The organism is Hyphomonas sp. ske169 (assembly GCF_056850855.1).
Genome location: NZ_CP096146.1, coordinates 1,031,804 through 1,046,537, shown reverse-complemented (window position 1 = coordinate 1,046,537; position 14,734 = coordinate 1,031,804). Strand labels below are relative to the sequence as shown.

General features: G+C 52.1%; 12 protein-coding genes and 2 pseudogenes. 8 read left to right on the top strand and 6 right to left on the bottom strand.

Annotated elements, in window-relative coordinates; genetic code table 11:
- Window positions 1-19 precede the first annotated feature (19 nt).
- The gene (locus tag MY069_RS05010; protein ID WP_482795972.1) at window positions 20-2,029 is read right to left on the bottom strand and encodes a putative bifunctional diguanylate cyclase/phosphodiesterase; all 2,010 of its coding nucleotides are present in this window, start codon (window positions 2,027-2,029) and stop codon (window positions 20-22) included.
- A gap of 279 nt (window positions 2,030-2,308) precedes the next feature.
- On the opposite strand from MY069_RS05010, the pseudogene MY069_RS05005 reads away from it, so the two are divergent.
- From MY069_RS05005 to MY069_RS04970, 8 genes and pseudogenes are all read left to right on the top strand, one after another.
- Window positions 2,309-3,646 (top strand): annotated as a pseudogene (locus MY069_RS05005) (IS3 family transposase).
- A gap of 308 nt (window positions 3,647-3,954) precedes the next feature.
- A complete protein-coding gene (locus tag MY069_RS05000) occupies window positions 3,955-4,239 on the top strand; it encodes a hypothetical protein (RefSeq protein ID WP_482795971.1) in 285 nt (94 codons plus the stop codon).
- A gap of 143 nt (window positions 4,240-4,382) precedes the next feature.
- On the top strand, window positions 4,383-4,685 hold the full coding sequence (locus MY069_RS04995) for a hypothetical protein (RefSeq protein ID WP_482795970.1): 303 nt from the start codon (window positions 4,383-4,385) through the stop codon (window positions 4,683-4,685).
- A 475-nt stretch (window positions 4,686-5,160) separates the two neighbouring features.
- Complete coding sequence (locus MY069_RS04990; RefSeq protein WP_482795969.1) at window positions 5,161-6,948, top strand: KAP family P-loop NTPase fold protein; 1,788 nt, start codon at window positions 5,161-5,163, stop codon at window positions 6,946-6,948.
- On the top strand, window positions 6,948-7,712 hold the full coding sequence (locus MY069_RS04985; RefSeq protein WP_482795968.1) for a hypothetical protein: 765 nt from the start codon (window positions 6,948-6,950) through the stop codon (window positions 7,710-7,712). The genes MY069_RS04990 and MY069_RS04985 overlap by 1 nt, the downstream gene beginning before the upstream one ends.
- Before the next feature lie 3 nt (window positions 7,713-7,715).
- Window positions 7,716-9,032 (top strand): Qat anti-phage system QueC-like protein QatC, encoded by a 1,317-nt coding sequence (gene qatC, locus MY069_RS04980; RefSeq protein ID WP_482795967.1) that lies wholly within the window; start codon window positions 7,716-7,718, stop codon window positions 9,030-9,032.
- On the top strand, window positions 9,029-9,820 hold the full coding sequence (gene qatD / locus MY069_RS04975) for a Qat anti-phage system TatD family nuclease QatD (protein WP_482795966.1): 792 nt from the start codon (window positions 9,029-9,031) through the stop codon (window positions 9,818-9,820). Before qatC ends, qatD begins: the two co-directional genes overlap by 4 nt.
- 108 nt (window positions 9,821-9,928) lie before the next feature.
- Complete coding sequence (locus MY069_RS04970) at window positions 9,929-10,963, top strand: IS110 family RNA-guided transposase (RefSeq protein WP_482793972.1); 1,035 nt, start codon at window positions 9,929-9,931, stop codon at window positions 10,961-10,963.
- A 385-nt stretch (window positions 10,964-11,348) separates the two neighbouring features.
- On the opposite strand, the gene MY069_RS04965 is transcribed toward MY069_RS04970, so the two are convergent.
- The 5 genes and pseudogenes from MY069_RS04965 to MY069_RS04945 all read right to left on the bottom strand — a co-directional run bounded on the left by MY069_RS04965 (window position 11,349) and on the right by MY069_RS04945 (window position 14,733).
- Window positions 11,349-11,750, bottom strand: coding sequence for a hypothetical protein (locus MY069_RS04965; RefSeq protein ID WP_482796747.1), 402 nt, complete (start codon window positions 11,748-11,750; stop codon window positions 11,349-11,351).
- A gap of 27 nt (window positions 11,751-11,777) precedes the next feature.
- Window positions 11,778-12,728 (bottom strand): annotated as a pseudogene (locus tag MY069_RS04960) (serine hydrolase domain-containing protein); the annotation flags it as partial.
- Between the two features lie 186 nt (window positions 12,729-12,914).
- Window positions 12,915-13,313: a VOC family protein gene (locus tag MY069_RS04955; RefSeq protein ID WP_482795965.1), complete on the bottom strand. Its 399-nt coding sequence runs from the start codon at window positions 13,311-13,313 to the stop codon at window positions 12,915-12,917.
- Window positions 13,310-14,299 (bottom strand): flavin-nucleotide-binding protein, encoded by a 990-nt coding sequence (locus tag MY069_RS04950; protein WP_482795964.1) that lies wholly within the window; start codon window positions 14,297-14,299, stop codon window positions 13,310-13,312. The genes MY069_RS04955 and MY069_RS04950 overlap by 4 nt, the downstream gene beginning before the upstream one ends.
- The gene (locus MY069_RS04945) at window positions 14,296-14,733 is read right to left on the bottom strand and encodes a DUF1348 family protein (protein WP_482795963.1); all 438 of its coding nucleotides are present in this window, start codon (window positions 14,731-14,733) and stop codon (window positions 14,296-14,298) included. Before MY069_RS04945 ends, MY069_RS04950 begins: the two co-directional genes overlap by 4 nt.
- Between the last annotated feature and the right edge of the window lies 1 nt (window position 14,734).

Genomic DNA, 14,734 nt, shown 5'->3' with positions numbered 1-14,734 from the left:
AATACTTATAGAATCGATTTCATGCGGCCGCCGCGCATGCGTTTTCGAGGCGCTTAATACAATCGGACGCGATCATTGGCTTAAAAAAGAAAAAGCCTTGCACCAGGTTGCACCCACGCCTGCGAACCTCTTCCAGTTGCCCGCGCGTTTCAACCCCTTCAGCTACGACGTCAGCTCCTAGTGCCGTGGCCAATTGAACGCTTGATCGAAATACCCCAGCAAACTTTGGATCTCGTTTGACATTGGTCACAATCGACTTGTCGACCTTAATCCGCTGAATTGGAAGCTCGGCCAGTCGCCGAACATTCGAGTATCCGACGCCATAATCATCCAAGGCAATACGAACTCCGCTTCGATTGAGAGTCTCTAGGTTTTCTCGGACCGTCGCTCGACTCGTGAGCCGTTCGGTTTCCGTTACCTCAACCCAAACCTGACTGGGGCGTACTTTGAAGCTTGAGAACTGCTCCAACATTGAATTAGCAAATCCGCGTGTTGCTAGGTCCACCGGTGAAACATTCAGCGAAATGCTGCCAACTCGTCCCTCATCCAGGGGAACGGACATTTGCTGCAGTGCCAATGCCCGAAGAAACCGGTCGACTTCGTCACCCAATCCACATTCTCGAGCGATCGAAAGGAATAATTCAGGATTCAGGTGCCCAAGTTCAGGGTGAAACCAACGGGCAAGCGCTTCCACCGAGACAATTCTTTGGCAAGATATATCGACGACAGGCTGAAAAGAAATCGATACTTGTTTCTTGAACTCGCCCGATAACAGAGACGACTGAATGGTCCGTCTCAACCGCGCAATCTTGTCGATTTTCTCCCCATAGAGCGATAGACTCGAGCGGCCAGATCGCTTTGCATCGTGTAGCGCGGCCGACGCATTGCGGCGTAAATCATCCAAGGATTCGGCGTCCTGAGGAAAACGAGACAATCCGACAGAACCGGAAACATGGATTATTCGACCGTTGCACTCAATCGGTCGATACACAAAACCCATACACTCACGCATGTCGAATTCAATTTTCTCCAGTTCGTCCGAGGAATCCCATAGCGTGTTATCGACGAGGATCGCGAACTCGTCACCGCCGACCCGCGCCGTCGATATGAGATTTGGAAGTTTGGTAAGGCGTTCGGAAACGATGCGGAGCACCTCATCACCGACAAGGTGCCCATATCGATCATTGATCCCTTTAAAATCATCCAAGTCCAACAATACCAATGAAACCGACCGAGTATCACCATTGGCTAGAAACCTAGATGCTTCCATATCATGTTCAAAGCCAGCCCGATTGCGGAGATTTGTGAGCGGATCTGTTTCCGCCATCGCGCGGAGCTCAGTCATCTTCTGTCGGACGCTGCGGTGTGCGGGTAAAAATATGAGCAATGCTTCCAGTAGAACGATGAATCCCGCGACCAAAAGCGTTATCCGTTGAAGCGTGTGGACCCAATTGGATTGCTTACGCGCCCGCTCGTCATATGTGGCAACAGCTTCTTCCAATCTTTCCAGAACCAAACCAGTTCCTTTGTACTCCAATTCATCAAAAACAGCTTGCGGATAACTAGCCCTGGGAACACTTCGAGCAAGCGTGATGTAGTCTTTGACTATCTCATCTGTTGACGGAGTTCGCGCTAAGTATAGTCTTCCGAGACTCGTTTCGCGCTCCGCGTCAGCCATCAATTTTTGGTGGGCGCCTTCAAATTCGTGCACCGCACGCGCCAATTGATCTGCGGATTCACGATCGCCACTGGCAACCGTATTTCGTGCGAAACGTATGATCTGTTGAGAGAGCATACGCTGCTTCGCGCTGAGAGCGATAACTTCCGCATCCTTTTGTGCATTCTTGAGCGCATAAAACTCGATGAAATGACTAACCGTCAACACCGAAAAAATCAGGATGAGCGCTACCGCATAACGCTTCCATAAAAAGTCCGGATTTCTAGTCATCATACAACTACCTTTGATGACATAATACCACCCAGGGTGGAAAAATATCGCAAAGTTGTGTGTGAAATTCGGTTGTTCCAACTAAGGATATTTTAGTGCTTAACGGGACAATAAGATGAATGCGGGGAATCCGTTCTGACGCCGAAAGCAGACACTGTGTTTGGGTAGGAGGGCGGACACGATTCAGCGCTCTAAAGCGCTGCTGTCAGCTACGTTGCGCTACGATAATGTCCGCCCAACGTAGCCGAAAAATAACCGCGGAAGTTATTGGCGCTGTAGCGGTTCAGCGACCGTGAGACACTTTGGTGGTTTTGCTTCAGGAGGATTTTTGGCTCATCGTAACTGACTCAAGGAGTGAAGATGAGCAAAAAATCCGAAAGTGCCGAACAGCACATAAAATCGGTGAAGCGCCGCACCAGGCGTAAATATTCAGCAGAAGAGAAGATCCGTATTGTCCTGGAAGGCATGCGCGGTGAACATTCGATTGCGGAGTTATGTCGCCGTGAGGGGATTGCCCAGAGCCAGTATTACGCTGGTCGAAGGACTTCATGGAGGCTGGGAAGAAGCGCCTGGCGGGCGACACTCAACGCGAAGCCCGCAGCGATGAAGTCGTGGAGATGCGCCGTGAGATGCGGGATCTCAAAGAGGTGGTTGCGGATCTCACTCTGGAAAACCGCGTGCTCAAAAAAAGCGTGATTGCGGATGGGGACGACGACATATGAGATACCCTGCATCTGAGAAGCTGGAGATCATCCATCTGGTCGAGCAATCGCATCAGCCGATCAAACGCACGCTGGAACAGATCGGTGTGTCACGCCCGACTTTCTATCGCTGGTATGATGCCTGGCAACAAGGCGGTGTCGATGCTCTGGAAGACCGGCGCAGTGGCCCCAAAGTGACCTGGAACCGGATCCCTGATGATGTTCGCGATGCGGTCGTCAAAATGGCCTTAGACCGCACCGATCTCAGTCCGCGCGAACTGGCTGTGACCTTCACCGATGAGAAGCGCTACTTCATCTCAGAAGCCAGTGTCTATCGCATCCTGAAGGCCAGAGACCTGATCCCGAGCCCCGCCTTCATTGTCATTAAGGCGGCGGACGAGTTCAAGGATAAGACCACGCGCCCAAATGAGATGTGGCAGACCGACTTCACCTATCTGAAAGTGATTGGCTGGGGCTGGTATTACCTCTCCACGGTGCTGGATGATTTCTCGCGCTATATCGTCAGCTGGAAGCTTTGCACCAACATGGCCTCCATCGATGCGCAGGAAACGCTGAACCTCGCCTTGCAAGCCTCTGGGCTCGATCAGATTACAGTCAGACACCGGCCTCGTATCCTCTCGGACAATGGGCCGTCCACGTCGCTGAGCAATTTGCCGACTGGCTTGCCGAAGAAGGCTTCACCCACACGCGTGGGGCGCCTTATCATCCACAGACCCAGGGCAAGATCGAGCGCTGGCACCAGACGCTCAAAAACCGCATCCTCCTGGAAAACTACTTCCTACCCGGTGACCTGACCCGTGAGATCGACGCCTTTGTCGATCACTACAATCATCGCCGCTACCACGAGAGCCTGAACAATCTCACGCCCGCAGATGTCTACTTCGGCCGCGGCGACGAAATCCTGCAGCAACGCGCCAAAACCAAACGGAGGACCATGAAACTACGCCGCTTGCATCACGCAAGATCTACTGATTAAACCAAACCAGATGAGCCAATCTCTCCTGATCCAAAAGCATCAGAGTGTCTCAACCGTTTGAAAACGGACAATTCGATTGTGCCATTGCAGGTGCAATTGAGAGCGCAGTTAATAGTAGAAAAACAAGCGCGAGTGCCCGAAAGAGCTTTGAAACGTTCATACTTTTGCCGTCCCTTTCTGTGTCCCGTGCAGTTTCCGGATCCGCCGACTTCCCAAGACCTTAGACGCCCCGATGGACATGGTCACTGTTTAACTTTGGCGCTCAGCTACTACGTATAAAACCAAAGAGCGCGCTATTGAGGTGATCAATGAAGAAGTTCCATGAAGAATACCGCTACACGCTTTGTTACGTGGATGCATCTGGTGGGTTTGTCGGTTTCTTCGTGACCGATAGTTTATCCGAGGCTCATAAATACCTCGAATTGCGAGGATGGCCCTCTGTTCCTTCAGATCGAAACCCGAATGTCATGCATGGGTCAGAATACATGCATCGTGAACGCGTCTTGTTGGACAGTGAACTCTTCGACGGCAAAATCGGCAGCAATGTCATCGCACGAAGCAAGCGCAAGAAAAAGTTCCTCGGGATATTATGATGCGAGCTCGTACAACGTGCCTTAATGTACAATACAGCCAGAGTGCCTCCGAACGTGGCTCCATTCCAATTCGACACTGCGCAGACGCTTCTGAAACAAAGAACTACAGTTTAGAATTGAACCTTTGAGAACGGAGTGAGCCAATGGACCGTCAAAGCGCAAAGACGCTTCAACACAAAGTCGAAGGTACTGACGTGCCGAGGTATGACAAGTTTATGAGTTACACCGACACGCAGGAAGCGATTGCTCGGATCGATGAGGTCCTAAACGAGTTCACACATTTTCCGCGTGCCAAACAACTCGCTCTCGTAAAATACAGTGCTGTTCATCACGGCATCCCATTTTCGCTACCAGCGGATTGCCAAAACACCTACGAAGAAATTGTCCGGAACAATAAATACAACGCGGCGCAGCAAATCGCGCGAGGCCTCTTCGGCCGAAAATAAGAGATCAACGTTCTGCGTCAGAGATCATTTTGGATTCAGCGAGCCCCAGAGTGCTGATTGTTCCTAATACCAGACATAACGGAAGTGTTTTTTGACAGTCTCCTAAGATCGGACATTACCTCTGCACGGAGCACAATGATCGGCCGCCCCAATAGAACCATGAGTGCATTCGAAGCGGCGTGAAGCGTCGTTCCATGGGGCGACTGCATCGCGGCGTGACGTGCGCACCAAGCAGCTCGGCCAACAAAATGTTCCTTCACGCGATTGAGGGACCCGACTCGGGTGCGGAAATTGTTCATGGGCTGTAAGTCTAGAGTTTGATTCTCAAGAATGCTGTCGTTCGCCGAGAGCTTACAAAAACATCTGACTTCACTCACAATAAAATTCGAATTTGCAAATAGTTCGGGTATCAGGACTATTGTAATTTCCTTACAATGAGTATCCTCACTGCTGCAGCTAAATAGAGATCAGGTAAATGTGGTCTGACAACGAAACGAGAGACGACTATCTCAATTTCGAAGACACGGTGGAAAGCGTCACCGACATTCTCCGACGGAAAGACCTGCATCCTCTATCTCTCGGCCTTTTCGGCGGGTGGGGATCCGGAAAGTCTTCCTTGCTGCAAATGGTGGCGGAAGAGGTGAAGAATGACGACGATGTGTTGATCATACATTTCGATGCATGGCGCTTCCAAGGGTATGATGACGCAAGGGCGGCCTTACTGGAGACAATCGGACACAAACTCCTTGATGAAGTTGCAGCTAATCAAAGCTTGCACAAAAAAGCGCTTTCACTTTTAGGCAGAATCAACAAGCTAAGAGCGTTGGGGTTGTTGGCGGAAGGGGCGGCTCTCGCTGCTGGGCTGCCAGCTTTTGGGATCCTCAATCGTGGGCTCGAAGGTTTTCGAGACGCTCTGTCTGGGAAAGGTGATGCCGAAGATCTCGCAGCTATGAAAAGCGCCGTCGGAGACGCCGAGGAAAAGGCGAAAGGTCTTATCAAACCCGCAGAGGTCACAACGCCCCCGCAAGAAATCGAGCAATTCAGAACGGAGTTAAACAACCTGCTTAATGAAATAGATAAGTCGCTTCTGGTTTTCATCGACAATCTGGACAGATGCCTACCTAGAAACGCCATTCATACATTGGAAGCGGTAAGATTATTTTTGTTTATGGATCGAACAGCGTTTGTGATCGCTGCCGACGAAGAGATGATTAGAGTAGCGGTACGCGAGCACTACAACGCTGGTAGCGCCAGGCTTACCACAGATTACTTGGACAAGTTCGTTCAATACCCAATACGCGTGCCAAGCGTCGGCGTGAACGAGTTAAAGTCGCTTTTAATAATGCTTCTGCTGTCGAGAGATGACGGACTGGACGACGAAACCATGAAGGCGTTGCGCAGGTTTTTCATCGAGCAGCTACAGCAAAGCTGGAAAGAACCTTTCCCAAGTCCCGATAAAATATTGACCTTTTTGAGTGACCACGCGCTCACGCCGGACCAACTAGTGCAGATTCGCGCAGCACATCAGGTTGCAAGGTCGACGGCGCCGATTTTGGCCAGCTCACCTGCGATTCAGGGTAATCCAAGAATTGTAAAACGCCTTCTTAACACTGTTTCTCAACGGCGGAGCATCGCCGAAAAGCGCGGGATCAATCTGTCTGAACTCATCATTCTGAAGTTGGTAATTTTTGAACGATGCACCAGTGCGTCTGCAACCAACGAGCTATTTCGACTCGTGATGTCATCGAGCTCAGGTACGGTAAAGGTCTTAGAAGACTGGGAGGCCAAAGGTGCTCTCCCCAGTGACCGCCCCAAAAGCTGGCAGGCTCATGACGAATTCATTTCGACGTGGTGCACTTTGGAGCCGAAACTTGGCGAGAAGGATCTACGGGCTGCAGTATATCTCGCCAGAGATATAAAACCTGTTTCAGCATCTAACCAAACCCTAAGCATGGAGGCGACGGAGGCGCTGAAAACCCTGACAGAAGCGAACTCAAGAACACGTCAGTCTACCAAGGAGGCGGTGGCCCTCATCCCAGGACCGGAGCGACTGCCAGTAATGAACGAGCTAATTGATCAACTGGATGCCGTTGAGGATTGGGGACGAGCGTTCAAAAAGCCTTGGGTTGGTGCTGTCTCATTAGCGATGGCTGACAGTCAGGCCGCTGAAGCTCTGAAAGCTCTAATCACTAGGAAATTTCCGAACGGTCCCCCGAAATGGACCAGAGTCGTTCTGGATGGTCTAGAAGAGGTTGAGTTCTAATGGGAACGTCAGCCAACAATCCAGGGCCAAACCCTAGATCACCATTGGTTCCGCCGCATGCGGACTCAACCCCAGACGAGCCAGTTCCTCCTCGTCCCGAACATGGTCTTCGCAAATTCAGAACCTCTCTATCAAAATGGGTGTCATCGGGTGGTGGTCGACAAGCTCTACCAGCCGCAGTCGCCAATTATGTCGGCGGCGCTCTAGGAGGTGCCTCCACTGGGACCAGGCGCTTTGGCGCTGCAACCAACGCGTCGGCTGCTGCGATCGCCGGGATGGCAGGATTAGGTGGGCTGGGCGGTGAACAAACGGGCGATTTGCAGGCCCAGCTCAGCGAAGCCATCGGTCAGCCAATTGAAGTCGCAGCTTCGATCATCGCTAGAGTGGTCGCACCAGACAATTCTGAAGGCGATCATGTGATCGCCGTGATCCAGGATTCAATAATCGAGGCTTGTGAAGACGCCGACGAGTTCGAACTCGATTCCATAAACGAAGACTTCCTTCGTGAGGTATTGATCCGAAGCTTGATTGAGATGATCTATCATGATCTGGCTGAACGAATTGGCGGCGCATCATTAGATAAGGCGGAATCTCCATCTGAGCGACAGGCTCGAGAAAACGAACTTCATGACTTCATCAGCGAGACAGTGGAACAGCAACTCGCTACCACGCCCTCGGATGAGTATCCGTTATCAGATCAAAATGGGATCAGAGATTTCCAGCTGACCTGTATCGAACGAGTTTTGGAGTCTTGGGAAGAGTAATAGTTGGTCACACGTGTCTATTGCAGTCCGGTTGAAGACAAACTGAGCCAAGCATCGGCTGACCGGGTCGTGCGCTTATTCGGTTCGGCATCGGAGCATTATCATGGTATCGGAAATCAAGTTAGACAGGACTTTAAACGATTATCCCACACTGTCCCCATCACTGCATTCGATTTTCTATCGATCGCTCTCAGCGTCGTTGCAGCGGATGAATTCGTAAATCGGCATGATCATGGAGATGACGGGTTTGGACGCGATCTTGACCTAACTGTTGCAATTGCGGCACCGGAGCGATGGCAAAACAAGCTTCAAAAGCTCAAATCACTTCTGAATTTTCTAACCGGAGACACCTGGAATATAAATCTTGTCCCGGGTGGTTTCACACCGCCACAATCGAAGGCTCGGCGACTGCTCTCCGATAAGATCCAAGTTCAAGATCGAAATTTGGTTTGCCTATTTTCAGGTGGGTTAGATAGCCTGATCGGTGCAGTAAATGCTCTCAACGATGATCAACTAAAGCCGTTGCTGGTTAGCAGAGCATCCACGGGTGACAACAAATTTCAACAAGATCTCCTGGAAAAACTAGATAATCCAATCCACTTCCATACCAACGATGCGCCAAGGCTGGCATTAAACAGCGATATTGAAAAAGAAGGAAGCACTCGCGCTCGGTCTCTTCTCTTTGTCGCATTGGCGGTCTGTTGCGCAGCGGCGATCTCAAACGCCAATGAAGGCGCGAACATCCCCGTATGGATTCCCGAAAACGGAGTCATTGCATTAAATGCCCCGCTCACGCCCCGGAGGATCGGCGCCTCAAGCACTCGAACCACCCATCCTCATTATATTGGGCTCCTGAATGAGATCCTGGCAGACTTTGGATTAAATGTACGCCTCGAAAATCCGTATCTGTTCGAGACAAAGGGAGAAATGATTGAACGATCCCCTTACAAGCACATCATCGCACCCCTGATCGAGCATTCAGTGTCTTGCGGCAAGTACAATCGCAATAATCAGCAATGTGGGGTTTGCGTCCCGTGTCTGATAAGACGATCAGCAAATTTCGCCGCCGGATTCGATGAACCTGACGGGCTATATGTCCACGAGGACATCGCCTCTATGGTTGGGCGAGATTCGAGCACAGAAGAAGATGTTTATGCTGTGCGCTACGCGCTTGCCTCGCTTTCGCAGCGCGATATGGCATCATGGGTGTTAAAGACGGGACCATTGTCGCCGACGGCGGTTGAACGACACGCAAACGTCGCTTGGAGAGGTTTGAACGAATTGCGAGACCTATTCGATTACTGGGGGGTTCCCAAATGATGGACTTTCACGCCCATCTCGATCTGTTTGACGATCCTCGCGCCTTAATCGCTCAGATTAAAGCAGAGGGCGTTTACGTGCTCTCTGTGACCACGACGCCGAAAGCATTTCCCGGCACCAAGAACTTGGCGCTAGGGTGCGAGCGAATACGCACTGCGCTAGGACTGCACCCTCAACTCGCGGCAGAACGAGAAGATGAACTCACTATCTTTGATCGATTGATTGGTGAAACCAATTATGTAGGCGAAATCGGACTCGATGGATCTAACGAGTTTAGGAGCACTCTGGCTCAACAACGTCGGGTGTTCCTTCATATTCTGCAGACCTGCGAAGAAAGTGGAGGCAGAATTCTATCTATTCACAGTCGAGGCGCCGCTCGTGAGATCATTGATCTGTTAAAGACTAGTGTTCACTTCAGCACGCCGATTCTCCATTGGTTCACGGGAACAAAAAACGAGTTTGTTGAAGCCGCAAGGGCTGGATTCTGGTTTTCCATTGGCCCTGCGATGCTTCGCTCCCAGCGGTTGATGGACAAAGCTGCTTTGATCCCCCGCTCGAAGGTTCTGTTAGAAAGCGATGGCCCATTCGCAAAATACAACGGAAGATCCCTTTCGCCTTTGGATACTTCGGCCGCAATTCCAATACTCTCGCAGATTTGGAACACTTCAGAGGATGAGGTTATTCTCCAATTGAAACGGAATCTAAGTGAGATTGGATCGATCGCGAGAAATCGATCCCAGAGACGTTTCTCCAATGAGCGTCCGAGATCGAAGTTGGCGGCGCCTTAAACTGCTGAGCTTACGTCTGCTTTTGATGCTGTGGACGGCGTGCCCCACCCAGCTCTACTGAGCTGGTAATGTGAAGGTATCCACACCGCCAACATTAGGAGCACGCCTATGGATAAGAGTATCACAGTTATTGGCCTAGATTTAGCCAAGTCGGTTTTTCAGGTTCACGGTATCAACACGGAGGGTGAGGTTGTCGTTCGTCGCAAACTCAGCCGGTCGCGAGTCCTCGCCTTTTTCAATCAGTTGGAACCGTGTTTGGTCGGCATGGAAGCCTGCGCAACAGCGCACTATTGGGGCCGTGAGCTGAGCGCACTTGGGCATGAAGTGAAGCTGATGGCGCCCCAGTTTGTGAAGCCGTATCTCAAGAGCCAGAAGAACGATATGCGTGATGCGGAAGCGATCTGCGAAGCCGTCACCCGGCCAACGATGCGGTTCGTTCCTATCAAAACACCAGATCAACAGGCGCTCCTTGCCCTGCATGGTGTACGCGATCATTGGGTGCGTTTATCGACCCGGCTGATCAACACATTACGGGGCTACTTGGCTGAGTTCGGTATCGTCGCTTCCAGAGGGCGGATGGGCGTTGAAGCCATCCTCGACACGCTGGCTGACGATCAGGATGATCGCATCCCCGACCTGGCGCGGGAGTGCCTGCTGCCGCTCGCCAGCGAGCTCCGACACGTGAAGCGGCAAATCTTGGAAACGGATCGCAAGATCCTCAAGGCCCATAAAGCCAATGCCATCTGCCAGCGACTGGAAACGATACCCGGCGTCGGACCGGTCATCGCAACACGTGTGGTCGCTGAAGTACCCGATCCAAAGATCTTCAAATCCGGTCGCGCATTCTCCGCCTGGGTCGGGCTTGTGCCTAAACAGCATTCCAGTGGCGGGCGAGAGCGGCTCGGGAAGATCACCAAGAAGGGCAACCCGGAGCTGAGGCGCTTACTGGTTACTGGCGCGATGTCGATGATCATCCGAGCGAAACAGCTCGGCTTCACGAAGCATCCATGGCTTAGCCGTTTGCTCGAGCGTAAACCGATGATGGTGGTTGCGATCGCCATGGCCAACAAGATGGGCCGCATGATCTGGGCCCTGATGGTCAAAGGAGAGAAGTTCAATCCGGCAAAGCTAATGCCGGCATAAAGTCGCCGCGCTGAACAGGCGCAAACGAGATTGGTGAGAGCATAAGGAGGTCATGCAGACCCGTAGGTTCAACAAGTGAGGACAATCCACCTGCGAGCAAGCACCCTTGAGTGCGTGCTTTTGTAAGGAACCTCATCTTGCGGAACGCATGATGGCCAGCGGCGTCTGAATGCCGCTCGAATAGGCCGAACAGATGCCCGCTAACGGCCAACCTGCAGATGACCAACTAAAATCTCTTGCCAAGGGGCCGCCGTCCACAGATGCTCGCGAAGCGGACGTTTGAATTGCTCGAACATTGGATAATTCCCCAATTTGGGAAACTATCGGTAGGCTTGCTTGATTTCTCTCCCATATTCGTTCGGGAGGATGACATCGAAACTTCGGTTTAATGCCTACGGAATCTTTGACCATTCCATTCGAGCGAGCTTACTTCTCGATCGATTATCTGAAACGAAATGACCGACCCGGACAAAGGGATTAGTTCTGCTCTTGCTGTATCTTTGTCTACAAATGGCTCTAACTGCGCTGAAAGCTCACCCAGCTCTGCCGTGAGATGCCCCTCTGGACTGGAGATATGCAAAGCACCCAAAACTGGGTGATGGTATGTCCCCGCATATTCTGACAGGGGCAGGCTCAATTTCCACACGCGGTCGGCGCGCTTCATGATTTCCGTCGACATTCTTGTTCTCGCGGCAGCGAATTTTTCTTGCACAGATTTGATCTGTTCGACCGTAGTGGGCAAGCCGCGCTCACGATCGTAAATGGCATTGGCAATCTCATCAGTCAAGATGGCTCCGGCGAGCGCTTCGTTGACAAAGACAGCGACCCCAATTTTGCGGTCCGGCATGTAGGAGATGTGCGTTCGATAGCCGGGGAAACCTCCGAAATGATGGATTAGCGTGTCGCTCCCGTAGCGCCCAACATACCAGCCGAGCCCATAAGCGTCGCGCGTCTAGGGACCAAACGGCTCGAGGACAGGCGCCAATGGCTGTCGGGATTGGATCAAAATTTCTTCCGGAACTATCCGTCTGCCTCCGACGACGCCACTCTCCACCAAGAACTCGAGCCATGTCAGGGCATCACGACCGCTCATGATCATTCCTCCGGCAGAGTGCATATTGGAATCACTCTTCACCAAATGGCTCACCTCCATAGATCCATCCGGCATCGACAAATGCGGTTTCGCGACGGACCACCCCGCTTCCTGAGCCACTGACATGCGCGCCGTTGTATGGCGCAGGGCCAGCGGTGTGATCACGTGGGTATCGATCAGATCCTGCCAGTCCGTCACTGTTGTTTGGGCAATCAGAGCGGCGAGCAGATTATATCCGTCATTGGTATATTCGAACTCACCGGGCGGAGCGGATTTATTTTCAACAGTCAGCGGAATTAACGACTGCACTTGGTCGGATGAAGTTACGCCAACATAGGCGCTGAGAAAGCCTATCGGGCGGTTCTGAAGTCCAGATGTATGGGTCAACAAATCCTGAACGGTGATCTGATCAGTTGGTAAACTCGCATCGAAATCTGCCCCGGGTGCGAACGCTTCTAATGAGTCATCCAAAGACAGGCCACCCTCACTCTCCAGAATTTGCATAGAGAGGGCAAGAAAAGACTTGGTCGACGAAGCGATATAAAAGGCCGTATCTGGCGTAACAGCTTCCCCGATCGAGACGTCCGCGAAACCGAAGCCGCGTAGATATGTTCCGCTCGGCGTGTAAACAGCCACTGAAATTCCGGCTTTGGTTTCAACCGCGGTAATCATGTCGCTAATGTGCGCATCCAGCTCCTGGGAGAAATCGAGATCAGGGTTCGCCCTGTCGGCGGTCGTTGCGCATCCAGACAGGAATGCAAATGTCGCAAGTGTGGCTAGTAAAGGTCGACACATTTCGTAGTCCTTCCAATTTTGAGAGTGGATTGAAAAATTTTATTGCCAGGCCAGCAACTCCGATCACTCTGCGCGACCGTCGATGCGCCAAGCTGGAAAACGCCGGGCAGAACCGGCATACATCAGGCAGACCTGGTTGTTGCTGGGGTCCAAAATGCGCGCTTCTCGCCAGCCCCAGGACTGATCCACAGGTTCTTGTAGAAATGTCAGACCAACCGATTTTAGTTCTGCGACCTTATCATCGAGCGCTTCACGGGTCGGAAAATCAAAATATACCACGACGCCCGTCGCTTCGCCCTGTAACACGCGATGACAGGAAAGCGTTGCGCCCCGTCCATCAGCAGACTCAAAGCGCGCATATCTCGGCGGAGCGGACACAATTTGAACCAGGCCCAGGGCTTTGTAAAACTCCACCGATGCGGTGTAATCCAAACATGGAATGGTGATTTGGTTCAGGATCATGACTCCTTCTCCTTTCCAGCCCGCAATTTCGGTTCAAAGTTTGGGTGCGATCGAAAAGAAGGTGAGTGGTCGATGAAACCGAACTTCATAGAGAGCCCGTTTTCGACGTACCGAACTTGCCGAATATGACACCGAATCAGCCGTTGCGCCCCAACTACGGTGTCGACTGCTACCCCGTCCCAGATGATCTCTGCCTGCACAGAAATGAACAGCAATCCGCCCGACTCGAAATCGACAAACAACAATCCCGCCCTCGGATCCATCACGAGATTGCCAATGGTGTTGAAGTGATTGTTCCCGGCATAGTCGGGAAAGCACAAAGTCTCTCGATCAACGACCTCGACAAATCCTGGCATGCCCCCACGGTGCGAAACGTCTGCACCGGCTTGACGACCTTGTGACCCGTCAGAAAATGACGATGCGATAAACATAGTATCAGCTGCTGCGATGATAGCCGCAGCGCGGTCATCGAGAACCGCATCGCAAGATGCATCGACATTGTGGTTCAGAGCTGGATCGATTGGCTCCGCGGTTCGGCGATGAATGTATTGCGGACAATTTCCAAATGTCTGTCGAACGCCGAGCCGCAGCGTTTCCTCGCTGCGTGACAAAAGTTCGGCGCTCATTCGATTTCGCCTTCGACTATGGAACTCCAATCCAAGCACGCCCACCGCCGACCCTACGGATAAGGACCCATGCAGCGGATCGAAAGGCGGCAGCGCAGACGAGACCTCCAGAATTTTTTTGTCCGGAGAAGAGATAAACCCATCGGGGCCCGCCAGTATGCTTGCCCAAGGCCAGCCTTTATCATCCTGTGCGCCGATGAATAACAAAGGCAACGCGTGGTAAAACGAACGGTGCTGCTCTGGCATGTGGTCGCGAACGACGCGCGGCGCGAATGACCCGATCTGATCCCGCACACCAAGACGTTCCTGGACAGCAAGCTCACCGGCATGAAAAATCTCTGACCGAAACTCTGCGCTCATTGGACTTCACCCTCGAACACGCAGTCGAACAATTCTCGATCGGCTTTTTCGATTCTCATATCATTGATACTCGCGCAGCGGGTTCGCATCAGACCGTTCGCGTCAAACTCCCACATTTCGTTGCCATAGCTTCGCCACCACTGACCGTCAGCGTCACGCCACTCATATTTGAAGCGAACCGCGATCCGATTGTCGGTAAAAGCCCAAAGTTCTTTTGAAAGCCGATAATCACGCTCCTGACGCCATTTGTCGGTCAGGAAGTTTCTGATCGCCAAGCGGCCCGTCAAGAACTGGTCTCGATTTCGCCACTCAGAGTCTTCGGTGTAAGCTAGCACAACACGATCTGGATCTTTGGTGTTCCAGGCGGCCTCAGCCGCAGCGACCTTATCTAGCGCAGTTTGTTCCGTGAACGGGGGGATCGGAGGACGGATCATG

Bases quoted from the DNA above. Each gene is read 5' to 3' on its own strand.
- MY069_RS04945 (WP_482795963.1), bottom strand. From the start codon at position 14,733: ATGATCCGTCCTCCGATCCCCCCGTTCACGGAACAAACTGCGCTAGAT.
- MY069_RS04985 (WP_482795968.1), top strand. From the start codon at position 6,948: ATGGGAACGTCAGCCAACAATCCAGGGCCAAACCCTAGATCACCATTG.
- MY069_RS05000 (WP_482795971.1), top strand. From the start codon at position 3,955: ATGAAGAAGTTCCATGAAGAATACCGCTACACGCTTTGTTACGTGGAT.
- MY069_RS04995 (WP_482795970.1), top strand. From the start codon at position 4,383: ATGGACCGTCAAAGCGCAAAGACGCTTCAACACAAAGTCGAAGGTACT.
- MY069_RS04955 (WP_482795965.1), bottom strand. From the start codon at position 13,313: ATGATCCTGAACCAAATCACCATTCCATGTTTGGATTACACCGCATCG.
- MY069_RS04990 (WP_482795969.1), top strand. From the start codon at position 5,161: ATGTGGTCTGACAACGAAACGAGAGACGACTATCTCAATTTCGAAGAC.
- qatD (WP_482795966.1), top strand. From the start codon at position 9,029: ATGATGGACTTTCACGCCCATCTCGATCTGTTTGACGATCCTCGCGCC.
- MY069_RS04970 (WP_482793972.1), top strand. From the start codon at position 9,929: ATGGATAAGAGTATCACAGTTATTGGCCTAGATTTAGCCAAGTCGGTT.
- MY069_RS04950 (WP_482795964.1), bottom strand. From the start codon at position 14,299: ATGAGCGCAGAGTTTCGGTCAGAGATTTTTCATGCCGGTGAGCTTGCT.